Annotated in this window: 21 protein-coding genes; 3 read left to right on the plus strand and 18 right to left on the minus strand. The window is 38.3% G+C overall.

Features of this window, described 5'->3' with window-relative positions; all coding sequences use genetic code 11:
- Positions 1–156: 156 nt before the first annotated feature.
- Together Q9Q35_RS06955 and Q9Q35_RS06960 are read right to left on the minus strand one after the other, a co-directional pair.
- A complete protein-coding gene (locus Q9Q35_RS06955; protein WP_304652729.1) occupies positions 157–1,302 on the minus strand; it encodes an ATP-binding protein in 1,146 nt (381 codons plus the stop codon).
- Positions 1,303–1,465: 163 nt separating this feature from the next.
- Complete coding sequence (locus Q9Q35_RS06960; protein WP_304652730.1) at positions 1,466–2,530, minus strand: hypothetical protein; 1,065 nt, start codon at positions 2,528–2,530, stop codon at positions 1,466–1,468.
- A 170-nt stretch (positions 2,531–2,700) separates the two neighbouring features.
- On the opposite strand from Q9Q35_RS06960, the gene Q9Q35_RS06965 reads away from it, so the two are divergent.
- Positions 2,701–3,588, plus strand: coding sequence for a LysR family transcriptional regulator (locus Q9Q35_RS06965; protein ID WP_304652731.1), 888 nt, complete (start codon positions 2,701–2,703; stop codon positions 3,586–3,588).
- A 149-nt stretch (positions 3,589–3,737) separates the two neighbouring features.
- Here Q9Q35_RS06965 and cysK read toward each other — a convergent pair whose 3' ends face one another.
- Positions 3,738–4,661, minus strand: a complete 924-nt coding sequence (gene cysK, locus Q9Q35_RS06970; protein ID WP_304652732.1) for a cysteine synthase A — start codon at positions 4,659–4,661, stop codon at positions 3,738–3,740.
- A 13-nt stretch (positions 4,662–4,674) separates the two neighbouring features.
- Positions 4,675–5,502 (minus strand): homoserine O-succinyltransferase, encoded by an 828-nt coding sequence (locus Q9Q35_RS06975; protein ID WP_304652733.1) that lies wholly within the window; start codon positions 5,500–5,502, stop codon positions 4,675–4,677.
- A 162-nt stretch (positions 5,503–5,664) separates the two neighbouring features.
- Here Q9Q35_RS06975 and pepF point away from each other — a divergent pair, with 162 nt between their 5' ends.
- Entirely contained in the window at positions 5,665–7,470 is a 1,806-nt protein-coding gene (gene pepF, locus Q9Q35_RS06980) for an oligoendopeptidase F (RefSeq protein WP_304652734.1), read from the plus strand.
- 195 nt (positions 7,471–7,665) lie between these two features.
- Here the strand turns inward: pepF and Q9Q35_RS06985 are convergent, their stop codons facing one another.
- The 13 genes from Q9Q35_RS06985 to Q9Q35_RS07045 all read right to left on the minus strand — a co-directional run bounded on the left by Q9Q35_RS06985 (position 7,666) and on the right by Q9Q35_RS07045 (position 19,325).
- On the minus strand, positions 7,666–8,313 hold the full coding sequence (locus tag Q9Q35_RS06985) for a hypothetical protein (RefSeq protein ID WP_304652735.1): 648 nt from the start codon (positions 8,311–8,313) through the stop codon (positions 7,666–7,668).
- Between the two features lie 115 nt (positions 8,314–8,428).
- The gene (gene hemH / locus Q9Q35_RS06990; protein WP_304652736.1) at positions 8,429–9,367 is read right to left on the minus strand and encodes a ferrochelatase; all 939 of its coding nucleotides are present in this window, start codon (positions 9,365–9,367) and stop codon (positions 8,429–8,431) included.
- Between the two features lie 72 nt (positions 9,368–9,439).
- Entirely contained in the window at positions 9,440–9,718 is a 279-nt protein-coding gene (locus Q9Q35_RS06995) for a hypothetical protein (RefSeq protein WP_304652737.1), read from the minus strand.
- A 547-nt stretch (positions 9,719–10,265) separates the two neighbouring features.
- The gene (locus Q9Q35_RS07000) at positions 10,266–11,021 is read right to left on the minus strand and encodes a LytTR family DNA-binding domain-containing protein (protein WP_304652738.1); all 756 of its coding nucleotides are present in this window, start codon (positions 11,019–11,021) and stop codon (positions 10,266–10,268) included.
- A gap of 2 nt (positions 11,022–11,023) precedes the next feature.
- The gene (locus Q9Q35_RS07005; protein ID WP_304652739.1) at positions 11,024–12,334 is read right to left on the minus strand and encodes a GHKL domain-containing protein; all 1,311 of its coding nucleotides are present in this window, start codon (positions 12,332–12,334) and stop codon (positions 11,024–11,026) included.
- A 138-nt stretch (positions 12,335–12,472) separates the two neighbouring features.
- On the minus strand, positions 12,473–12,961 hold the full coding sequence (locus Q9Q35_RS07010; RefSeq protein WP_304652740.1) for a hypothetical protein: 489 nt from the start codon (positions 12,959–12,961) through the stop codon (positions 12,473–12,475).
- Positions 12,958–13,554: an ATP-binding cassette domain-containing protein gene (locus Q9Q35_RS07015; protein ID WP_304652741.1), complete on the minus strand. Its 597-nt coding sequence runs from the start codon at positions 13,552–13,554 to the stop codon at positions 12,958–12,960. The genes Q9Q35_RS07010 and Q9Q35_RS07015 overlap by 4 nt, the downstream gene beginning before the upstream one ends.
- A gap of 82 nt (positions 13,555–13,636) precedes the next feature.
- Positions 13,637–14,047: a hypothetical protein gene (locus tag Q9Q35_RS07020; protein WP_304652742.1), complete on the minus strand. Its 411-nt coding sequence runs from the start codon at positions 14,045–14,047 to the stop codon at positions 13,637–13,639.
- Entirely contained in the window at positions 14,044–15,162 is a 1,119-nt protein-coding gene (locus Q9Q35_RS07025; protein ID WP_304652743.1) for a hypothetical protein, read from the minus strand. The genes Q9Q35_RS07020 and Q9Q35_RS07025 overlap by 4 nt, the downstream gene beginning before the upstream one ends.
- A 63-nt stretch (positions 15,163–15,225) precedes the next feature.
- The gene (locus tag Q9Q35_RS07030; RefSeq protein ID WP_304652744.1) at positions 15,226–15,519 is read right to left on the minus strand and encodes an uberolysin/carnocyclin family circular bacteriocin; all 294 of its coding nucleotides are present in this window, start codon (positions 15,517–15,519) and stop codon (positions 15,226–15,228) included.
- A 282-nt stretch (positions 15,520–15,801) separates the two neighbouring features.
- Positions 15,802–16,515 carry an aspartate/glutamate racemase family protein gene (locus Q9Q35_RS07035; protein ID WP_304652745.1) on the minus strand — a complete coding sequence of 238 codons (714 nt, stop codon included), beginning with the start codon at positions 16,513–16,515 and terminating at the stop codon, positions 15,802–15,804.
- Positions 16,516–16,521: 6 nt separating this feature from the next.
- The gene (locus Q9Q35_RS07040) at positions 16,522–17,778 is read right to left on the minus strand and encodes a carboxylate--amine ligase (protein WP_304652746.1); all 1,257 of its coding nucleotides are present in this window, start codon (positions 17,776–17,778) and stop codon (positions 16,522–16,524) included.
- Complete coding sequence (locus tag Q9Q35_RS07045) at positions 17,778–19,325, minus strand: UDP-N-acetylmuramoyl-L-alanyl-D-glutamate--2,6-diaminopimelate ligase (protein WP_304652747.1); 1,548 nt, start codon at positions 19,323–19,325, stop codon at positions 17,778–17,780. Before Q9Q35_RS07045 ends, Q9Q35_RS07040 begins: the two co-directional genes overlap by 1 nt.
- A gap of 639 nt (positions 19,326–19,964) precedes the next feature.
- Between Q9Q35_RS07045 and Q9Q35_RS07050 the strand changes: the two genes are divergently transcribed.
- Positions 19,965–21,059 carry an ATP-binding protein gene (locus tag Q9Q35_RS07050; RefSeq protein ID WP_304652748.1) on the plus strand — a complete coding sequence of 365 codons (1,095 nt, stop codon included), beginning with the start codon at positions 19,965–19,967 and terminating at the stop codon, positions 21,057–21,059.
- Between the two features lie 130 nt (positions 21,060–21,189).
- Here the strand turns inward: Q9Q35_RS07050 and Q9Q35_RS07055 are convergent, their stop codons facing one another.
- Complete coding sequence (locus tag Q9Q35_RS07055; protein ID WP_304652749.1) at positions 21,190–22,404, minus strand: MFS transporter; 1,215 nt, start codon at positions 22,402–22,404, stop codon at positions 21,190–21,192.
- Positions 22,405–22,502: the final 98 nt, after the last annotated feature.

Below are 22,502 nucleotides of genomic sequence, written 5' to 3' on the forward strand. Positions count from 1 at the left end.
ATCGTAAAAATCAACCCCTAAATAGTTCGTGTTTTAATCAAATTATATCAATTTTAAGGTAAAAAAACTCCTACTTCGGATAAATAACAATATTATTAAATGTTGTTCCTGCAATGATATAGTTTAAAAAATATCGATCGGTTTTTTCCAGACATTCTATCCACACTCCCCAGGTAAGCTGATATTTACTTTTTGATAAAATTTTGGATACAAGTATATCACCGCTTGACCCACATCTAATTTGTTCAATATTTCAAATGGAACTTCAATATTCAAATATTCTAACTCGTCCAAAATACTTGTCCTATGTATAACAAAATTTGAAACTTGCGATAATAACTTTGGTAAAATATCTAAGGGTGATTGAGTGGCCAAAACTAAACTTACTCCATATTTTCTACCTTCGCGTAATAGCTGAAAAAAACCATTCTCTGACATATCAAATTCATTTTGAGGTAAATACCTATGTGCTTCATCAATAAATAGGCTAACTTTGAATTTGGATCTTGCAGACATTCGCTTAGCCAAGATCTTTTTTAGGATCAACGACATTAAATATTTCTGTGAGTTACCATACTTTTTAAGTCTTGATAGATCCAACACCAACGAACGTCTCATGCTCCGTTTTTCTAAAAATAAAGACAGAATATAATCTATATCATATTTAGATCTTCCTGTCTGATTTTTAGTACCAAACACTTCTAGAAAACGCTGTCCACGAATTCGTTGATCTAGTATCATAAAGTCATCCCAACACTGATTGATCCTTTCGCGATCATATACTTGGCCTACTAATGTATAATCAGCTGTATCATCTTTTTTAGGAACCACAAACTCTTCAATTGATTGTTTAGCTAATAAATTAAACGGGTATCGATTCATCCATGGTTTTAGCTTTTCCACTTTATTTTGATGATCATCAATTGGTAACCCGAGCTTCAAATAAATTTCTTTTCTCCCCACAATATTTTCTTGTATTTTCAATGATTCGATCGCTTGTTCTACTTTATTAGTTAACAAGTTAGATGTTTTGATATCTAAAACCTTTAATAATTGATCTACTTCAAGGCTACCTGGATCAATAAAAGCATTTTCTCCCAAGGTGTATACGACCATGTTAGGGAGTTTGGTATATTCACCCGTTGGATCTAAGATAATTACAGTTTCATTTTCTTTTTGAAGTTGGTAGATCAGTGATCGAGCTGTACACGTTTTTCCACTACCAGTCTGCCCTGTGATCAACATATGCTTATCCACCAACTGTTTCGGTAAAAACACGGTATTTTCTTTAGTAAAATTCATACTTGCCCCCTATTCTAAATTACATGATCCTTGATCCATACATTTTGAATATTATATTTCCCGGGTTTAGCAATCTTTTGTGATCACCCCAATATATTCCATGTAAAAAAGAACTTTCGTCTCTAGTATCTTTTCTCATATTAAATCATTCACTACTTTATCATTACTTACCCTTCTGAATTTTATAAATTGTTTCAATAAAATCTTTTTCACCAGTAATATCACCGCAAAAAGGGATATCGGTAAAATACTTTATTGTTTTTTTACTGTAATGTCTTACATATTCCCTAGAATTATTCAGAGCATCTTGAATTTCTTTTGTAATTCCGTACCTATCAGATAAAGTAAAAGGATCATATTTTTTCAGCAAGTCAGTATCTATCTTCTGCAACTTGACCAATTCTTTATCGATCGCTTCGACAGTTGCACCTTTCAAGCATTTTTTTAACATATCAATGTCTAGCTTTAGCAAAAATATTTGTACAGCTAGAAGTTTATATATTTTTTTCACAGTATGACCTAGGTAATTTGACGCAACAGTGATTCGATACTTTTCAATAAACTTCACCGTTTCCACTAAAGAGATCAATCTAATGATCCTTTGGTCAGATATCAATTGCTCACTTCCTATACCAAATGAATCAACGATCTCTAAATATCTCTTGCCATAAAATATACAATCCAATTGATCACAAAGCATTTCCAAGTACGATAAATTAATATTGATTTCAAAATATACCCGTTCATTGATTTGAAATTCAGTACAATCGATCGCTGGATAAAACCTATCTCCAATTAGTGCAAATAGTTTTCTGTAATTTCCAACTCTTTGTTTATTGATATGAAAAGGCACTTCTAACTCGATTTCTTGGATATTTTTATCAAAAAAGCCTGATCTCCCTTTTCCAAAAGAATATAATTTGATACATTCACCTGATTTTGTTTTTACATAGGAGTCTAAAACACTTTGTAAAAAGTAAACTATCTCATCATTTGATTTATTTATTAACAGAAAATTTTCCGTCTCATTATGTACTTCCCAATACGGATTAACAGGATCTACCGATAGCATTCTAGTCCAGATAGTTGGTTGCTTGTAATAATAGTATCCATTACTCAACTCTGTATAGTTTACAGATCGTAATGCTGACCCAATAAACCATTTATCCTTAGTGATTTTTTTAGATGAAATATCTTTGCAATGATACTTTTCAATTACATTATTCATTTAAAAGTCCCCATTTCAAACAAATTAAAATATCTTGTTGTAGCTAGATTATCATTTTGTTTGAATATATGGAATTAACAATATATAATACTTCGATATAATAAAACGTTATAACAAACATTAATTCACAAGCTTTATAATTTAGCTATAACGGGAAGGGGCAATAGGATATGTACAATTCATTAAATGTTGACTTGCTATATGTATTCATCACTGTTGCTAAAACAAAAAGTATCAGCAAGAGTAGTGAAATTCTATCTCTATCTCAACCAGCTATCAGTAAAAAGATCCATCAACTGGAAGAACACTTTCAAGTTAGTTTGTTTGTACGTTCTTCTCGTGGAGTTGTATTGACATCAAACGGTCAAAATTTTTATCAACAAGCTATCAAAGTTTTACATGACTTTGACTCTCTTTATAGTGTCAAGGGTATCGATCTAAATACACAATTCAGCAATCTCAATATTGGTGCAAGTAACATCGCAACTTTACTTTATCCTGGATTTTTTAGCGAATTGCTCTTTGATCGACATCAACTTACCCTGACTAACGATATGGATGAATTAATAAAAAAATTTAACTATGGTAGCTTAGATATCATCTTCATAAATGATTTTTTTGAAAATAAACTTACTACTGATCATGAAAAATATACACTCTACTCAGAACCTTACTATGTCGTGTATTCTCAAAACAATACCTACATCATGTCACCTAATGATCAGTCACTAACTGCTAAAGAATTGAGAAAAGTGAAGTTTCTCCTTCATCCCGAATACAGTTTTCTTATTCCACAAATTAAATACGTCTTTCAAAAAGCAGATCTTCCTGTCCCAGAAATTTATAAAGTCAATTGTTTTGACTTTATAAATTATTTAATTAGCCGTCCTCATACTAACTTAACTACTATTCTGCCTAAATTTCTTGCTAAGCATTACGAGCAAATTTCCAAAACTAATTTAACATCAAAAAAACTATCTTTACCTAAGCACTATGAAATATCTATGATCTCAAATCGAAAATACCCTCTTTCCTCACTCATCAAAAAACTAAAGTAATACATAACTGCAAAAATTGACTGGACTAAAATAAAACATACCTGATCAAATCCCTTAAAATTCGATCAGGTATGTTTTATCGTTTTAAATTCCTTAATGCAAGTACTTGAGCAACAGCATAAAAATACTCACACTAAATTTTTCAATAATTAGCCTTCAAACAATTCAGTTGAAAGATAACGTTCGCCATTATCTGGGGCAACAGTCAAGACACGCTTGCCAGCACCCAATTTTTTAGCCACTTCGATCGCACCATAAATATTGGCACCAGCTGAGATACCTGGTAAGAAACCCTCTTTTTCACCAACTTTTCGTGCCATCTCAAGTGCTTTTTGGCTTGGAACTTCCAAAATATCATTGTAAAGTTTAGTATCCAAGATCGAAGGCACAAAGCCAGCTGAAATACCTTGGATCTTGTGCTTGCCCTTCTTGCCTTCTTTTAAAACTGGGGATTCACTTGGTTCAAGGGCGTATAGTTGAATATCAGCTTTCTTAGCCCGCAAAGCACGCCCAACACCAGTCAAAGTTCCACCTGTGCCGACCCCTGCAACAAAGGCATCAGGTAATTTAGCTCCAAAAGCTTGTAAGATCTCTTGACCAGTCGTTTGTTCGTGGATCAAAGCATTGGCAGGATTATCGAATTGCATCGGTAAGAAATAACCGTTCTTCTCAGCTAGCTGTTTAGCGAGTTTGATCGCACCACCCATGCCTTCTTCACCTGGGGTCAAGATCAATTCAGCCCCATAACCTTGCATCAATTTGCGCCGTTCGATACTCATCGTTTCTGGCATCGTGATCAATAACCGATAACCTTTAGCCGCCGCGACTGCAGCTAACCCGATGCCGGTATTGCCTGAAGTTGGTTCGATGATCGTGCCACCTTTAGTCAGCTTTCCGGCTTCTTCAGCCGCTTGGATCATCGCCAAGGCTACCCGGTCTTTGACTGAACCAGCAGGATTGAAAAATTCAAGCTTGACATAAACATCAGCTGCCCCAGCAGGAACAACATTGTTCAACTTGACGATCGGTGTGTTACCGATAGTATCTAAAATCGAATCATAAACTTTACTCATATCAAGACCCCCGTTAATTTTTGATAAGTTCTTTAGCTTTGCGTGTCCTAGCTACTTGGTGTAACCAGTTAGCAAAAAATTGCTTTTGTAACGTTTCCCATAAAAACTGTGGTCGCCCATCAACATAATAATTTTGGGGACGAGCCAGTGAATCTTTGGCACTTGGATCAGCCGCTAATTCGCGTGCGTATTCTTTTTGTAAAGCATCTCTGCCATACTCCAAATGTGAAAATAAAAATGTCTGATGTCTTGTCGGTGCTTCAAGTAAGAAAGCCTCTCCAGCCTGCGAGACGGCGGTGATCTCTAACTCAGGTACTTGTTTTGCCCGTGTAAGATCAATATCAGCATACCGCGCATGTGGAGCTAAAAAGCCCGGTGCGACTTGTGCTAATAATTTAGAATCACGTAAGACTTCTTGTCGATAGATCCCAAATAATTTTTGTGGCAATAAATGCTTATCCACACCGTAAAAATAATTGACTGCAGCCATGGCGCCCCAACAGACGTACAACTGCTCGATCTTATTTTGAGCTAAACAATTAAAGAGTTCCTGCAATTCACTGATGTATGTGATCTCTGCAAAATCTAGTTTTTCGATCGGAGCACCAGTCACGATAAAAGCATCGAGTTTTTCAACTTCAGCTAACTCAAGTGGGTGCGCGATCTGCGCTACTTGAGCTGGAACTGGGCGATCTTGGTAATGATCTTTAGGATAAAAAAAGGTCAACTCAACTGGCTGAGCTGAATTCTCCAAGACCCGTTCAAACCGTCTTTTGGTGTCTAATTTATCGTGCATCAAATTCAATACACCGATCTTCAAGACATTTTCAGGCGTACGCATGACTATACCTTCCTTTCTGGATAATTACAGCCAAGTGATTTACTTGTATTCTGTAAGCTAAATTATACACTAGCCATCTACAAAAGACAATTATGCTACTATAAGCTTCATGTTTTATGCTATAATTTTGCAAAACCATTTATTTTAAGGGGGGCTTTGCCAATGGCATTACCAAATCGAAAAGACGTCGCTTCAGAACTCACGTGGGATCTGACCCCACTTTATCCAAACGATGAAGCTTGGGTTGCAGATCTAACAGCTTTAAAGCAACTTGTAACTGATCTTGTGGCTGATTTTGATGGTCACTTGACGACTACTGATCAGATCTTAGCCGGTTTAACAGCGCTCGAAAAGATCGAACAAAAAGCATCTTTGATCGAGCATTATGCATTCTTACATCAAGCAAGCGATATGACTGATCCACACTACGATCATTTATTGAAGCAAGCTGAACAAACTTTAGCCTTTAAGAACGCTAAACTAGCTTTTTTTGATATTCAAGTCAGTCAAAATTCGGCTGCAACTTTAGACGAAGTAGCTACCAAAGAACCACGCTTTGCCTCGGTCATTCGGCATTTGAAGGCAAAGCAAAAGCATCTCCTCGATCCTAAGACCGAAGCTGCTCTTGCCCTATTAGGTCCAACGCTAAACGCACCTGAAGGGATCTACACGACAACACGTGCGGCTGATATGGACTTTGAAGATTTTGTGGTCGATGAAACGACATATCCTATGTCATTTGTCTTGTATGAAAATACCTATCAATACCATCCTAATTATAAAGTACGCCAAAAAGCCTTCGAATCATTCTCTAAAACACTAAAAAAATATCAAGATACAGTGGCAGCTACTTACTACACCCAAGTCGCTAAAGAAAAAACCTTGGCGACCTTGCGCGGATTTGATTCGGTCTTTGACTATCTGTTAGCTGACCAAGAAGTCACTCATGAAATGTTTGACCGTCAGATCGATCTGATCTTAGATAAACTCGGACCAGTCATGCAAAAATATGCTAAACTCATCGGGAAAACACATGGTTTAAAACAAATGAACTTTGCTGATCTACAAATCGATCTTGATCCTGAATTTGCACCTAAAGTCAGCTTAAAAGAGGCACCAGATTACATTAAAAAGGCTGTCTTTCTTTTAGGTGACAACTATTCTAAAATGGTCATGCGCTCATTTGATGAACGTTGGGTCGATTTTGCTGTCAACGCTGGTAAGGAAACTGGTGGCTTTGAGACCGATCCATATGGTGTGCATCCTTACATTTTGATGTCTTGGACAGATGAGTTAGCCGACGTTTATACGCTTATCCATGAGCTCGGTCACGCTGGCCAAGCACTGCTCACCGCCCAAAATAATTCCATCTTAGGTAGCGACCCTTCGATGTATTTGATCGAAGCGCCATCGACCTTTAATGAATTATTGCTGACACATTCTTTAAAACAAAGTACGTCTGATCCGCGAATGCAACGCTTTGCTTACACTAAGATGTTGACCAATACGTTCTATCATAATTTTGTGACTCATTTACTTGAAGCAGCATTCCAACGTGAGGTCTATCAAATCATCGATGCCGGTGGTTCATTTGATGGGGCTAAACTCTGCGAACTCAAGCAAAAAGTTCTCAAGCGCTTCTGGGGCGATGCAGTCGTGATCGATGAGCGCGCTGCTCTAACTTGGATGCGTCAATCACACTACTATATGGGCTTGTACTCGTATACTTACTCAGCTGGCTTAACGATCGCAACTCAAGCTTATTTGAAATTATTGGTCGATCCAAAGGCGCAAGTTGAAGCTTGGCTCGAGTTCTTAAAACTCGGTGACCAAAAAACACCCGTCGAGGCTGCCAAAGTCGCTGGTGTAGACATTTCAACTGCTGCTCCGCTTGAAAATACGATCTCCTTTTTGGATGAGACCGTCGAAAAGATCAAAGTTTTGACGGAGCAACTGGAAAACAACTAAAGTTTCATGTGAAACAATACGGTCAGTACCTTATGAATAATGCAAGGCCTCTATCATTATTCATAAGGCATTAACTCGATCACGCATCTCAATATGTTTTAAAGGCTAAATGGAGATCTTCTCCATTTGTAAAAAGTAAAAAAGCAACAGATCTTTAACGACAAACAGGTTGTCTGGCAAAGATCTGTTGCTTTTTTAGGCGTTTGACATGCTAAAAGCACTCATTGTTGCATAATCGGCTTGGGTGATCCCCGAAATCGTCATAAACACTAATAAGTTTCCCAACATCACCGTTAGATCATGGTCTTCGAGCGCTTTTCCATCATCAGCGACCATTTCATAATAAGCGACATCTTTATAAGAGAAGATGCCCAAACTAAAGAAATCAAAGCGAGCTAAAGGAACTTTTTCTGGTGCTTGGAATTTATCTTCTAACAGCAACTGCAATTCATTTTTGGCATTCACAAAGATCGTTGGTTGCTTAAACAAAGCATTGATCCCTGTAAACAGTGGACGCTCTGGCTTTTGTTCTGGTAATGCTTCTAATTCTGTTTTTAATTGCAGTAATTTAGCTTTAAATAGTTTGACCAGCTCTTCATTTGGTACTCCATTTGTAGCCGTAACGTAAAGACCGTCACTTAACTTAGCCACAGGATAACTCATACACCGCGTCACTTCGCGCTTTCCGGTCCAAAGACGCTTGTCTCTAAAGAGATTGCTGTACTCTGGATAACGCGTCTGCGCTCGGCGCAAAGTTAGACCTAGATTACCGATCAAATTGACTGCCATCCCATGGATATTTTGATCTGTCAAAAAAGTTGCAACAAAATCTTTAACTTTCATAAAACCACCCTTTCTATTTTTCCATCTCGATCATAGCACACTTTAAAGATAAACGAAATATATTTTTAGGATAGCCTAAAATAGTTCAAAAAATAAATAGAACTCACCCCGAGTCCTATTCACTCAGATCCTTTAAAAGCTCGATAAATTCAGGATCAGCATTTAAACAAGGAACAACATCATAGCACTCTCCACCCGCTTGTTCAAAATAGTCCCGATTTTCGAGTTCTAGTTCGTATAACGTCTCTAAACAATCAGCCACAAACGATGGTGAGATCACCAATAGTTTTTTGCACCCCTGCTTTGGTAAATCCTTGATGGTTTCATCAGTCGCTGGCTCAAGCCATTTAGCCGGACCGAATTTAGACTGGTATGTATGCAAGATCTCGATATCCGGCAACATCGCTTGAAGCTTAGCGGTCGTTTCTTCACACTGCGCTTGGTAAGGATCGCCCTTTTTCACATAACTTTCTGGGATCCCATGATATGAGATGATCAACTTATCATATGCTTTTTTATTCCAATACTCCTTGATCTTATCAGCGATCAGCTTCAAATACGTCTCATTTTCATAAAAAGAGGTCACAAACTTGAGGTTCGGTACATAAGTCCGCTTGTGATAAAACCGCATCACATCGTCACTGACTGAGCCCACTGTTGTCGTCGAATATTGCGGATATAGCGCAATAATACATAGATCAGTCACTTTTTGGGCTTCAAATTCAGCTAAAACCTGCGAAATATCTGGCTTGCTATAACTAAATGCATACTTTACCACCGTATCTGGTACTAGAGCCTGCAATAATTCAGCCTGTCGCTTAGTGTAATATGCCAAGGGTGAGCCGTATTCAGCTGACCAGATCTTTTTATACATCTGAGCCGAAAATTTAGGTCGCCGTGGTAAGATCATCAACTCCAAGATCGGCTTCCAGATCACATCTGGGGTCGTGATCACCCGTTTATCACCTAAAAAACGCCGCAAGTACGGTCGTAGATGCTTAGCTGTTGGACTTTTGGGTGTTCCTAAGTTGATCAGTAAGATTCCTTTTTTCATCACATAGCCTCTAACATTTTTAATTTACTACACTTCTAAAAATACCATATCCTAGTAGCATGAGCAATTTAGCTAGTCTAAGCCTTCTAGGTGCTTTTGATATAAAACCTTTGCGATCAACTGCGGTAAGATCCGCTGTTCGACTAGAAAATCCAAATATGACTTAAAATCGCTATCCCCAGGCGATTTTTGGGATAAAGCTAATTTTAGCTTTTGCATCCGCTTTTTGAGCACAAAATACGACATCCCCGTCTCATCTGACAACTTTGACAACTTAAAATCTGCTTGCGCTAACTGATGCAAAAAGATGACATCTTCTTGGTCTAGCGCCTCATACCATTTTTTGGACACTTTGATTTCCCCTTTGTTTAAAATATATTGTAATCATAACGCCGAACATTACCAGTAGCAACACCTTAGTAATGGTTGTTATCAAATTTTAAAATACCCCCAGGCAAAACCCCCAAATAATAACGATATCAACAGAAAATAATTTTACTATATTCGTAATATTTGAGTAAATTTAAATTTTTTACAAGTTTATAAAAAATTTTCTTTGCGCAAAACACCGCCTAGCTCACATATGCATATTTTGCCAAAAAATCAATAGTTTTTCACAAAATACTTGGGTATATACTTAATTACGTTGAGAGAACCTCAACTATCCATAATAAAAGAGGTGATGAATCGGTGCTGTTAGCTTTTTGTGGTTGCGCCCACCTTAGCTTATAGCTCGATCTATTGACATTGTGGTAAGTAGTCTTAACATCCTGCTTAACTTTTTTAGGCTGCCCCTGTCCACGTGTCACATAGCTTCATCGATCTCACTCTCTAACTAATAATTGCCAAAAAGTCGTTAAACAAGACTACCCCCTTGTCTAACGACTTTTTGATATGATCACTTTTTTAGTATTTTTACTAACTCACGCGCTTTGCGGAAGGAAACTTTACACCCGATCGTTGCTTTAGCATCAAAATAAACGAGCGCTCGTTTTCTATCAAAGGTGTGAATATTATCTAAATTTATTAGATAACTCTTGTGACACCGAAAAAAATTAGCTAACTTATTATTTTCGATCGCTTTTAGTGAACCATTGAACTCGATCACTTGATTTTTGGCGTGCAAAACAACGGTATTGGCTTGATTGGGCATTGATTCAAAAAATAAAATATCGGCAACGTCGATCTTATAATAGCGTTGCCCAAGCCTATAAGTGAAAACTTCTTTTCCTTCTGGTGTAACATACTCATTTTGCTTCAAAGCAAATAAAATATCCTTCCGCAACGAACACAACATCACTTCCATGTCGCTATTTTTAACAATATAATCCAATGGTTTGATCCGATGTCCTAGGACCGTCAGACTAAATTCAGCATGTGCGGTCAAAAAGACAATATTTTCATAAGGTAAAAGTTGCCGTAATTTTCTGGCTAATTCAATTCCTAAATATTTCCCGGGTTTAAGTTCGATATCAATGAGAAAAAGATAACTGGCGCTTGGATCATTTTTTACATACTCCAACACCTGTGCTGGACTTGTAGTCACCAAAGCGATCATAGCATCTAACTGTTCAAATTTTAGGTAGCGTTCTAAAGTATCTGCCAGCATCTTACTTTGAACAACATCATCATCGATCAAGATAACTTTTAACAAAGTCAACTCACCCCCAGAACAAATTTCACCTTTTTATTTTCACAACTCACCCGCAACGAAAGTGCTTCATTATTGCTGACTAATTCCCTGACGATCCCCAGACCGCGTCCGTGTTTGAATTCATTTGTTTTAGTCGTATATCCTGGCGAAAACCACTTATTTATCTGCATTGTATCGGTAGTCACCCTATTAGTGACAATGATATCCACGCTACCTTCACCATATGCCTCAAGCCCTACTGTGATCTTGGGGGCTTTTACTGTAGCACTAGCTTCGATCGCATTATCCAACAAGATCGAAATGATCCGCGAAACGACTAGCTCAAGTTTAGGCAAAAGCTCAACGTCAGCTAAAATATCAAGTTCTACTGCGATCTGTTGCTTAGAAGCTTTGACCAATTTGGCAACGATCACACTGCGAAGTGCAGTATTTTTTATCCGCGTTACTGGAGCTAAAAGTCGATGTTCAAAGACATTGCCCAATTCATTTTCCGAATATGCGACCACATTTTGAAAATATTTATTTAACTCTTTATCGCCGGTCGCTTCGATCTTTAATTTTAGCGTCAACAAAAGATTGCGGTAATCATGGCGGAAATTCGCCATCTCTTGATAAGCACTACTGATCTCACTTAGATAATTCTTGAATAGTTTTTCCTGCTTAGATCGTTGCTCTAACAACATCTCATTTTTCAACTTGATGATCGTCACATAGTAACTATAGCCGGCTAAACTTCCTATTCCAAGTGTTATCAAAATGAGCCAAAAACTGATCTGTAGCGTGATCTGCAAGCTATCAGTCACTATGTGCAAAAGACATATGCACCAAAAGATGATCAAAACCACGCGATAAGTTATCCTATAAAATAACGGTTCAGCAAAAAAGTCGGTAAGCAGATCACGATAGCGGACTATCAACAAACAAACACCAATATTTAAGACTAACGACATCAAAAATGCTCCCGCGAGCACACTTAGATCCGAAAAGTCAAATAACGACCTGATCGTTAAGACCAAAACACCACCAAGGTCGGTCAAAAAAATCGTCAAAATGCTAGCCATGAGCAGATAGATCTTTGCTGTTTGAGCTACAACAGTTTTCTTGCTAGCTAGGACTAAGCATCCAAAAAGAACGATAAAACCCATGATCTCAAGTCCAATAAAATTAGTTATTCCTGCAAGGATCGCCGAACTCACACCAACTAGACCGATACTTTTTAGATCGACTTTTTGGATAAAAAGCAAAAACATCATCAAAGTAAAAAAGTAATCCCACAAATAAGTGCCAAATGCAATTGTAAAATCTACGACCATTATCTATACCAAAAACGGATCAGCCACGAATTGATATTTGTCAATGGAACAACTGTACCAAATAATAACATGAGTTCTCATTTCCTTTCCTAGATCTGACTAACACTATTTGCCGTCATTATATCATGCTAAGCTTGATCACAAAAATAATACTGGACCTAAATTAAAGACCAACATCAAGCCTAATAAAAATAGGCTACCGCTTTTATCTTTACCCGAAAGTTTATAGTAACTAAAAGTCACAATGACAACTTGACAAAGTGCTGGCAGCCAAGGCAACAACATGCCAAATAAATTCACCACGATCAGTGCTAAACTATTAGCGATCCCGATCGCCAAGACAAGTGAGATAAACAACGCCTCACTATTTTTCTTATTTGAAAAATTGAGAATAAAGTTGCCAACTAAATACATCAAACCAAAAGAGATCAGCGAATAACTCAAAACGATCACGATCTGAAAAACCGTCAATTGAGTCGCACTCAAATGTAGACTATCCTTTAATGTCATCAACTCTTTATTTTGTAGTTGCTCAGCCGTGGCAAAATACAGTAAGATCTGCGATAGTGGAACTAATGAAAAGATGACTAATTTAGTTCCGAAGGGTAATTTTTCTGCTTTACTCATAATTTTTTTCCTCCAATGATCTCGTAAATATTGACCTGTTTTGCGTGCTCAAGTGTTATTGCATGTGAAACAACGATGATCGGGCAACGCTGTTTAGCCTGCAATTCGTCTAGACGCTCTAGGATAAGCTCAGTACTTTGGCGATCGATCCCATTTAGTGTTTCATCGATCACGATCAAGCCATATTCGGTCTCAGAAAATAAAAGTGCTGCCCCAACTTTATTTTGATTTCCCAGTGAACTCTTAGTATAGTCAGTCTCTAAATATTTATCAGCTTGAAATAGCGGGAAAAACATCTCTTCACTGATATCCACACCTAAAATTTTGGCGCTTAAATTTATATTGTCGCGCACATTTAGATAGGGTAGCCCGATCCCTGTATCCGTCAAAAATAAGATCGGCTTTTTGATCTGATCATTTTCAACTTTACCAGTAATTTTTCGATCAAATCCTGCAATTATTTTTAATAAGACTGATTTACCACTCCCATTTTCACCATTTAGTTGATACAAACTATTGGCAAACACATAATTGACTTTAGAACAACTAAATTCACCTAACTCTTTTGAAACATCTCTTAATGCGATCATCATCCGACCATCCCTTCTAAAATTGCACCTAAAAGCACTAATAAGCCACATAATAAATACCAGCGATAGTTGTACCTGACAAAACTCAAAACCAAAAAAAACTATGGGTCCGATATAACAAAAACATCATTTTGAGCGCTAAATACTGATATAACAAGATAGTTGGCACTTCAACGATCCCATGAGGCCATAACAAACGTAGCGTCTGCCCGATCCCAAAAGCACTGATGTTGTAGGCGATCGTAAAACACAACATTCCCCAGTTATACAAGATCGGCAGTGGGGCAACAAAAAATAAACCCACTGTCACAAAATAGACCCACATGTTATGCAAAAACAAACTGATCGTATGTTCGACCCCTAAAATTGGCACTTTTGAGATAAGGGGTTCATCTAAGTTATAAAAAAAGAGATAGTACATGCCTATTATCAGAAATACTATACTGCCCAAGGCAACTAGTTGAAATTTTATCAATTCAGTCAACTTTGATCTCATTTCACGACCACCAATAAAACCAGCAAAACAAGCCCTAGATACTCTTCATAAAAATTTGGCCTTTTTTCTTTCGTAACACTGACTATTTTTTCAAGGTAAGTAAAATATAATAATGCCACGCTAAGATACACAGTTGCCAATAAAACTTGAGTTAGATCAAAGAAATCATAATAGAGCGAACAGCCTACAGTAACCAAAAAAATCAGGAGATAATAGAGATCACGATAGAATAAGTTACCATACACTAGCCTTGTACCCAATTTTTGACTACCTTGCAAAAAAAGGGCTCGTGCTTTAAAATGCTTACTTTTTAGAAATATCATTTGAAGATAAACTAGATTTTCAAACAAAACAAAGGTCACAACTAAAGGAATGAGCGAAAATTCAAATTTAAATTTAAATTTAAGGGCAAGCCACCCATAAAGCACTAACACTACTGTTTCGAACAATTTAGTCACTAATTCATAGCGTAACGCCCCCGCTAAATAATTTAGGTTCAAATACCTAGTCTCAAAAAGGCTACCTCTCTTTTGCGCGAGTTTTTCCTGATCAAATATCAGGTATAGTGCCACAAATAGCACTACTAAAAAAATCAGCTTAGTTAAATTTAAGTGTCCTAATTCTCCGAGATATATCGCCCCCACGAGCAATAAGTAGGCTCCAAGTTTTAGCAAATAACGCAAAAGAGTAGTGGCAAATGCAAACAACAGCAAAAATAATTCTAAAGCGATAAGATATATCTCCAAGACAAAAGCTGGCTTTGAGCTAAGTAAGCTCCATCCGCTATACGTGAGAATAAAGGTACCATAGGCTACTAATAGTGGATTCAACGCTAAATGGATCAACCAGCGATATTTAAAATACATGCGATAGTTTTGTTTGAATATATCTGGCATCTGCTTACTCAACTTGAGTCCCACTTGTAAATTGTTACCACTGAATAAATACACGACAGTAACAGTAATTAAACATTTTACATAAAATTCTTCAAACAAGGTCACGATAAACGCCGTCCCACATCCTAAAAGGATCAACAAACAAAAATACAGATATGATAATTCTTGATGTGCGATTTTATAGCGTGCGTCCCACATCTTTACGACTGACCTTAACATCACCTACACCTCACTAAAAAAGCACACTTACATAAACGAAGCGTGCTTTTGACCATTTACGCTTTACCAACTAACAGCTGCCTTTTTTCCATAACGTTTGATCAAAACTTTAGCAGCTGCTAATAGTGCTGCCCCCCAGCCGGCACTACCACCAACTACCGCAATGATCGCCCAAATAGAACCAGCACCACTTGCAATATTAATGATCTTTTCCGCTGCCGTGGTAGAGATGCCAAACTGCACAGCCAAGTGTGAAAAATCAAGCATCAAACTGCCAAAGTAGAAAAGACCTACCACCAATACTGTACCCAAAAAAATACCTGTCACACGCTTCTTATTTTGATCTACTAATTGCATAACTAACACCTCTTGTAATATTTATTTGATCTATCAGCTGATAAGTCGATTTTAGCCCAACTGACCCTACCACAGGGACATTATTTTTTAACGTAACGTTTTGCCAAATTAACGTTATTTCATGCTAAAAAGCAAGTGGATCAAGTTTTAGCAAATACGCTTCTGAAACATGTGTTCAAATTGACACCTAGTAAATAACGAGGGCATCACTATGATGCAAAATGCACATCATAGTGATGCCCTCGTTATTTATATGGCGCTTACCACATCGGCTCACGCTGATCATTTTTGCTTTTGTGTCTTATCGGCCCATTCGATCGTACGGTCGACCAAAGTAGATTGGCTATCCACAAGTGGTAAGTCAGTGATCGGTTCGCGTTCTTGGGCAAGTGATAACTCAGTACAGCCTAAGATCACCACATCACAGCTTGTTTCTTGGATCATTTGTGCTACTAGATCATGGAATAATTTACCATCGACCACGTCTTGTTCTTTGATATCATCATAGATCAATTCGTCGGTCATCTTTTGGACGGCTGGACTTGGCTTGGCTAAGTCATAACCAGCAGCTAAGATCTCTTTATCGTAGATCTGATCACGGATCGTGCCTTGAGTTGCGACTAAGCCGACTTTTTTAGCTTTTGGATAGCGCTTTTTGATCTCAGCGACTGTTTCTTTAGGCATATGCAAGATCGGCACATCGACAGCTTTAGCAAGCTCATCATAAAAATAGTGCGCCGTATTACATGGCAAAGTAAAAAAGTCTGGTCCAAGCGTCGCATATTGCTTAAAATCTTCGATCAATTCTGGTAAAGGGTCGGGCTTAGTATTATCCAAAATATATGCCGTTCGATCTGGCACTGTCGCATGATTGACCAAGGTGTAGTTGTAATAATCTTGGTCTTTATGTGCTTTAGTGCGTAAATTCAACTGGTGGATATAGCTTTCGGTCGCCATCGTTCCCATACCGCCGATAATTGTAAAAAAGTTTTTCATCGTATCTTATCCTTTATTTTCTGCAAAATAACGGGCAAAATTCTTTACATAATTGTGGTTCATCCACTTGATCAATAACCACCGCTTAGGATTCATATCTTCAGAATATTCATATGTTGTTCCATAACGATTTTCTTTGATCAACTCTAAAGCACGTTTCTTTGCTTCATTTTCACGTGCATATTTTTTGAAAGTCTTCACTGGAACGCCCAACCATAAAGCAGCATGGTCGTTATGTTCATTGCAGTAAAGTGTTTTTGCATCTTTAAGATCGCCCGTCACGTAATCGCGTACGACCCACTGCGCTAAGTTATAACCATTCAAGGTCACAAAGAAACTACTGCGACCTTGGCGCAAGTTGATCTCAAAGAGTTTGTATTTGCCGTCACGCACATCGTATTTCATATCAAAATTAGCATAACCGGTAAACTTGATCTCTTCTAAGAATTTTTGGATCGTATCATAGATCTCTTGGTTGTATTCTGGCATGATCGCTACATAGTTACCGATCGCAGAAGGAGCTGGATCTTCCAATAATGGATGACCTAAACACATCATCTTGACCTTGTGATCTTGATCAACATAGGCATTCAAGACCCGCATGTTACTATCATCACCTGGGATGAAATCTTGTAAGATAAAATCACCCGTATAGCCATTAGTGTAGGCTAAATCGACGATCCGGTCAAATTCTTCACGTGATCGGATCCGAAAGGCCTTTTTACGTCCTTCGAATTTAACGTCTAACCACGCAATACTATTAGCTGGTTTTAAAGCTACTGGATAGTCAAATGGTTGCTCGATCTTTTCACCGCTATCGTGCATTTCCTTGGTTATAATTTGAGTCTTAGGATAAGGGAGATCATATTTTTCACAGACCTTATAAAAGTTTTCCTTGTTGTTCAACTGATGTAACATATCAACATCGATATATGGACAGACAAAGACATCCTCTAATTCTTTTTTATGACGAACGATGAGCTCTGCATACCCGTCGCCACAGCCGATCAAGATGACTGGTTCTGCATGGTCACGATAACGTTCTTTGATCTTTAACATCTCTTCGATCCAGACTGGATCTTCAGCAAAGCCATCGATCAATTCGAGATCCACGATCTTTGTAAAGCGCGTTGGAGCTAATTCTCGTTGCGCAAATGCTTTGACCGGTTTATGGAACATTTCATAAAATGAACGCGCCATGCCATACACATTAAAATCGCTCCCCAAAAGGATCGGGGTAAAATCTGCTGTCTCAATTGCCATTACTCTAATTCCTCCAAAATCTCTTGTGCCAATTCAACGTCGGTCGGATATAAAATCTCTTCACCTTTTACTTTTAGATATTTATCTTCACCACGGCCTGCTAAAACGACAACATCCGTAGCTGTGCTAGCTTCGATCGCCAAACGGGTCGCTTTTTTACGATCAAGTTCAAAAACGACTTCAACACGCTCATGATCTATATGAGCATCGATCTCTTGGGCGATCTGCATTGGATCTTCAAATCCAGGATCATCAGTCGTCAAATAAGCAACATCAGCTTCTTCGCTCAATGCTTTCCCAAAGCCCTCGCGCCGTGAGATACCTTTATCACCAGTACTTCCGACTACGACTCTGATCTTACCGGCATGGGTCTGTTGTCGCAAGAATTTGAGCAACGCACTCAAGCTTGCATAATTATGGGCGTAATCAATGTAAACTGTCCCGTGGGCTTTAGATGTGAGCATTTCCATTCGACCAGGAACTTTGACAAGCGGTAAAGCTTCTTTAGCGACCGCTTTACGTGCTCCGGCTAAAGCTGAAGCGATGATCGCACTAGCCGCATTGCCTTCATTGTAATCACCCGCTAAAGCGATCGCATAAGTACCGTCGATCGCCAAGGACTGCGCTTTTTTAGTTTTAGCACTCAATTTAAATTCACTTTGTTTAAGATCTTCAAAGTCATTAGCGATCTCAAAATCAACAGGCACATCAAAACTCAGTTGAGCATCTTTTCGGGCATAAAGATAGATATTTTCAGTCCCTACGCTCGCCTTAGCCGTTTGATAAACATCCAACAAATGTGCTGTTTCAGCATTTATCACACAAGTCCTAGAGTTCAAAAGTAGTTGTTCTTTGCAGAACAGATAGTCTTCAAAAGTCGGATGTTCATTTTTACCGATATGATCAGGTGAAATATTTAAAAACAGGCCGATATCATATTTCAAGCCATAGACACGGCTCTTCTTATAAGCTTGAGAAGAGACTTCCATGACTAAATGATTCATCCCGTTATTGATCGCTTGACGCATATCGTGGAATAGATCCAAAGACTCTGGGGTGGTCAAGTCGGATTTAAAACGTTGGTCTGGTTCTGGTCCTAAGATCCGGTCGATCGTGGAAAATAAGGCGGTCCGATCGCCGGTCGCTTGTTCTAAGATCCCGCGAGCAAAGTAAGACGAGGTCGTTTTACCCTTTGTCCCCGTATAAGCGATGATGAACAATTCATTTTGGGGATAATTGTAAAAAGCGGCCCCCAACAAGGCCATTGCTTTTTGAACATCAGAAACGATGATCGCGGTCATCCCATCGCCTTCTGGGTAATATTGATCCGCCACATAACCTGTTGCCCCAGCTTTTTTGGCACTAGCTAAATACTCAGGTCTAAAATTACCCTTGCAGATAAATAGCGTTTGGGCTCCAGCTTTACGGGAATCGTATGTAATTTCGGTAAACATTTCTGCTTTAGGTGCGATCACAAGTGATTGCAACAATTGGTGTTCTTGTAATAATTTTTTTATCTCTGGTACAGCTAGCACGCCTGACTGCATCTCCTCATACTCATTTTTATATCTTATTGATTATCTCACGTTTTCAAAAAAAAATACAATATATATAGAACTCAGTGCGCAAGACCGCGGTCTACTCCGTAGAAATAACGGTAGCTCACTTATGAGGCAGGTCTTGCCTCATGAGCGAAGTATTGTTATTTCCTAGGAGTTGCGGTCTGGAGCACGACAATTACTCAGTGCGGACAAATGCGCTTTGAGCCGTATGAATAAGGATAGCTCAACTTTGAGGCGTCTTTTGCCTCGGAGTTGGGGTGTTCTTATTCACTAGGCTCTGCATTGGGTAGCACGACATTGCTCAGTGCGGACAAAATCGAGTGAGGCGTTCGGATAGCCTAGAAGAGACAATGATGCGTTCTTTGCATCGTTGGCTATTCGTAGCTATCCGCTAGCCTCAGATTTTGGTAACACGCCAATGCTCAATGTGGACAAAATCCCATCTGAGCGAAGCCACAGCACTACTATCTTTAGTTTGATATATCTATCTAAAATTCATGCCAGTCTTCCAAGTGTTATTTTATCCTATCTTTAAGGTAAATTAAAGCTAAGTTTATTGTTTACAAGTATAAAGGGGTATAAAATCAAATCAGAAGTATAAACGAGTATAAAGGAGAATAATTTATGAATAATCCATTCAATCCCAGTTTCGGTAAAGTTCCTAATATTTTTTTAGACCGTGCCCATGCCGTCACTAAATTATCGACCGAACTTCAAAACCCCAATAGTCCCTATCAGACAACTCTGATCTACGGAGTCCGAGGAGTTGGCAAAACTTCACTTTTGACTGATGTTGGTAATAAAATGAGTGCTAAAAAAAATTGGTTAGTGGTAAATCTAACAACTAATTATAATATTTTACAAACTTTGATCGATTCTATCTGCCAAAAAAGTTCACCTGAGATCAAAAGGTTACTCGATAAGATCGAAGGCATCAAGTTGTCAGCTTTTGGGATCCAATTCGAGTATCATCCACAAGAGCTCACTGAAACAAACTACCAGATATTACTCGAAAATATTTTAGATAAACTGCAAGCTAAAAACATTTCACTGTTAGTCACCATTGATGAAGTCGATCCAACACCCGAAGTCAAAAATTTCATCTCGTTATATCAGCTATTGATCCGCGAAAACTACCGAATATCCTTGATCATGACTGGTTTGCCCAATAAGCTTTCCGAATTACAAAATGATGATGTTTTGACCTTTCTACTTCGCAGTGCGCGGATGGAGCTTTCTAATTTAGATCTACTTTCGATCAAACACAGCTACCAAGATACCTTCGCTAAAAAAGGTATCACTATTAGTGAGGATGTTTTGATCGCAATGGTCAAAAAAACTAAGGGATATGCTTATTCTTTTCAACTATTGGGATATTTATTGTGGGAAATTGCCGATAAAAAGATAACTTTGGCAACACTAGAACAGATCCAAGGTGAGTATCTTGCAACTTTAGGCAGAAATGTCTACTACAAGGTCTTACAAGAGCTCTCACCAGTCGATCATAGCTTTGTGATCGCTATGGCAAAAGCTCCGACCCAGGTCGTCACGACCGCCTATCTCCAACAAAAACTGGACAAACCTAAAAACTATCTTTCAATGTATCGCAAGCGTCTTTTAGATGCACAAGTGATCAAAAGCCCTGCGCGTGGAATGCTTGAATTTACCTTGCCATATTTCAAAGAATATATCCTTGAAAACTTAAAATTTTACGCTTAAAAGGAGGCTGTGACTGTCTCTTTTTTTAGTGGAAACGCATTCACTAAAAAACTCAACCCCAAAGCAAAAAGTGTATTATGTTTGAGTTACCATTAACTGTACGGCACTACCGCTTTAGTTCACACTCTTTCTAATTTAATTTTATCTTTGGCAACAAATATAGATAACACCCAAAGCCTATACTGGCAAGCCCGACCCAAAAGCAGGCTAGGTGATAAGGAGAAAAAGTCGAAGCGAGCATAACACCTAACGCCCCTAACAAAGCGGTCCCCCGATAAATAAAGCCGTTTAGTGCCATATACGTTCCACGTAATTCTTGCGTTGATAACTCTGCCAGCATCGTCTTGCTCAACGGAATGATGAAAACTTCACCGATCGAAGCTACAAATACAGCTGATACTAAAGTATAGAAATTATTAGAACCAATAATAAAGAAGAAAGCCGGAATATACATCACTAAGCCTAAGAGCAACAAGTGCTTCTCACCTAACCTTTTAGTCAAACTAGGTACGATCAAGGTCATCAAGACTACGATCAGTGTATTTTCCGTACGGATCAGTCCTGCCATTTGGATCCCAGTAAATTCGTGGCCTAAAACTATCACCTGAAATGACTTGGCTAAACGCACACTAACGTAATTTATCACCTGTGCGTCCAGTGACATGACTAGCAGTTGGGCCACACAATAGATCACAAACTGCCTGTTTTGTAAAACTTTGCCATACATTAAAAGCAACTGCTTTACGTTATTTTTTCCTGTTAAGCTGGGTGCATCATCAGTCAAATAACGTGCCATGATGTAAAGTACCACAAGTGATGATAAGGATAGCAGCGTAAATAATTCAAAGCGATATTCATTAAAAAACATCCCGCCGATCATCGAGCCAAACATGATCGACAAATTCATCGCCCAATAATCGACTGCATAGATGAATGAACGATTTTTTGGCGTACTATCATCAATGATCATCGCTTCGGCTGCTGGATTTAAAAGAGCTGTTGCAGTATTTTGCAGTAGCATCATCATAAATGTCACACTAGGGATGATAAATATTGGTGAATTGAAGAGTGCCATAACAGCTAAAGCGCTTGTTTGGCAGAGCTGAGCCCAAATGATGATTTTTTTCTTACCAAATATATCGGCTAAATAGCCACTCAAAAATCCCATTACGATCGCTGCACTGGTGATGATAAGTAACATCGTCCCTGCTGTTTGGTCTGAAAAATACAGCGTTAAATAGATCGACATGAAAGGATAGACCATATTGCCAAAAAAACGAGATAGAAACGATGTCAGTAAGCGCACACGAACATTGACATTTAAGCTTCGTAACTGTGATACCATACATTTTCCCCCTTAACTAACTTAAGACAACACAAAGTTATACAGATAGTAGCCCCTTTTTACATCTTCGTCAAACTTTTTTTAATTTAGTTATATAT

It is taken from the genome of uncultured Ligilactobacillus sp. (assembly GCF_948826705.1).
Lineage (GTDB): Bacteria > Bacillota > Bacilli > Lactobacillales > Lactobacillaceae > Ligilactobacillus.

Excerpts from the sequence above, each read along its gene's own strand:
- Q9Q35_RS06960 (WP_304652730.1), bottom strand. The coding sequence starts at position 2,530 with ATGAATAATGTAATTGAAAAGTATCATTGCAAAGATATTTCATCTAAA.
- hemH (WP_304652736.1), bottom strand. The coding sequence starts at position 9,367 with ATGAAAAAAGGAATCTTACTGATCAACTTAGGAACACCCAAAAGTCCA.
- Q9Q35_RS07020 (WP_304652742.1), bottom strand. The coding sequence starts at position 14,047 with ATGAGATCAAAGTTGACTGAATTGATAAAATTTCAACTAGTTGCCTTG.
- Q9Q35_RS07050 (WP_304652748.1), top strand. The coding sequence starts at position 19,965 with ATGAATAATCCATTCAATCCCAGTTTCGGTAAAGTTCCTAATATTTTT.
- Q9Q35_RS07010 (WP_304652740.1), bottom strand. The coding sequence starts at position 12,961 with ATGAGTAAAGCAGAAAAATTACCCTTCGGAACTAAATTAGTCATCTTT.
- Q9Q35_RS07005 (WP_304652739.1), bottom strand. The coding sequence starts at position 12,334 with ATGGTCGTAGATTTTACAATTGCATTTGGCACTTATTTGTGGGATTAC.
- Q9Q35_RS06985 (WP_304652735.1), bottom strand. The coding sequence starts at position 8,313 with ATGAAAGTTAAAGATTTTGTTGCAACTTTTTTGACAGATCAAAATATC.
- Q9Q35_RS07025 (WP_304652743.1), bottom strand. The coding sequence starts at position 15,162 with ATGTTAAGGTCAGTCGTAAAGATGTGGGACGCACGCTATAAAATCGCA.
- Q9Q35_RS07015 (WP_304652741.1), bottom strand. The coding sequence starts at position 13,554 with ATGATGATCGCATTAAGAGATGTTTCAAAAGAGTTAGGTGAATTTAGT.
- pepF (WP_304652734.1), top strand. The coding sequence starts at position 5,665 with ATGGCATTACCAAATCGAAAAGACGTCGCTTCAGAACTCACGTGGGAT.
- Q9Q35_RS06975 (WP_304652733.1), bottom strand. The coding sequence starts at position 5,502 with ATGCGTACGCCTGAAAATGTCTTGAAGATCGGTGTATTGAATTTGATG.
- Q9Q35_RS07030 (WP_304652744.1), bottom strand. The coding sequence starts at position 15,519 with ATGCAATTAGTAGATCAAAATAAGAAGCGTGTGACAGGTATTTTTTTG.
- cysK (WP_304652732.1), bottom strand. The coding sequence starts at position 4,661 with ATGAGTAAAGTTTATGATTCGATTTTAGATACTATCGGTAACACACCG.
- Q9Q35_RS07040 (WP_304652746.1), bottom strand. The coding sequence starts at position 17,778 with ATGGCAATTGAGACAGCAGATTTTACCCCGATCCTTTTGGGGAGCGAT.
- Q9Q35_RS07045 (WP_304652747.1), bottom strand. The coding sequence starts at position 19,325 with ATGCAGTCAGGCGTGCTAGCTGTACCAGAGATAAAAAAATTATTACAA.
- Q9Q35_RS07055 (WP_304652749.1), bottom strand. The coding sequence starts at position 22,404 with ATGGTATCACAGTTACGAAGCTTAAATGTCAATGTTCGTGTGCGCTTA.
- Q9Q35_RS06955 (WP_304652729.1), bottom strand. The coding sequence starts at position 1,302 with ATGAATTTTACTAAAGAAAATACCGTGTTTTTACCGAAACAGTTGGTG.
- Q9Q35_RS06965 (WP_304652731.1), top strand. The coding sequence starts at position 2,701 with ATGTACAATTCATTAAATGTTGACTTGCTATATGTATTCATCACTGTT.
- Q9Q35_RS07035 (WP_304652745.1), bottom strand. The coding sequence starts at position 16,515 with ATGAAAAACTTTTTTACAATTATCGGCGGTATGGGAACGATGGCGACC.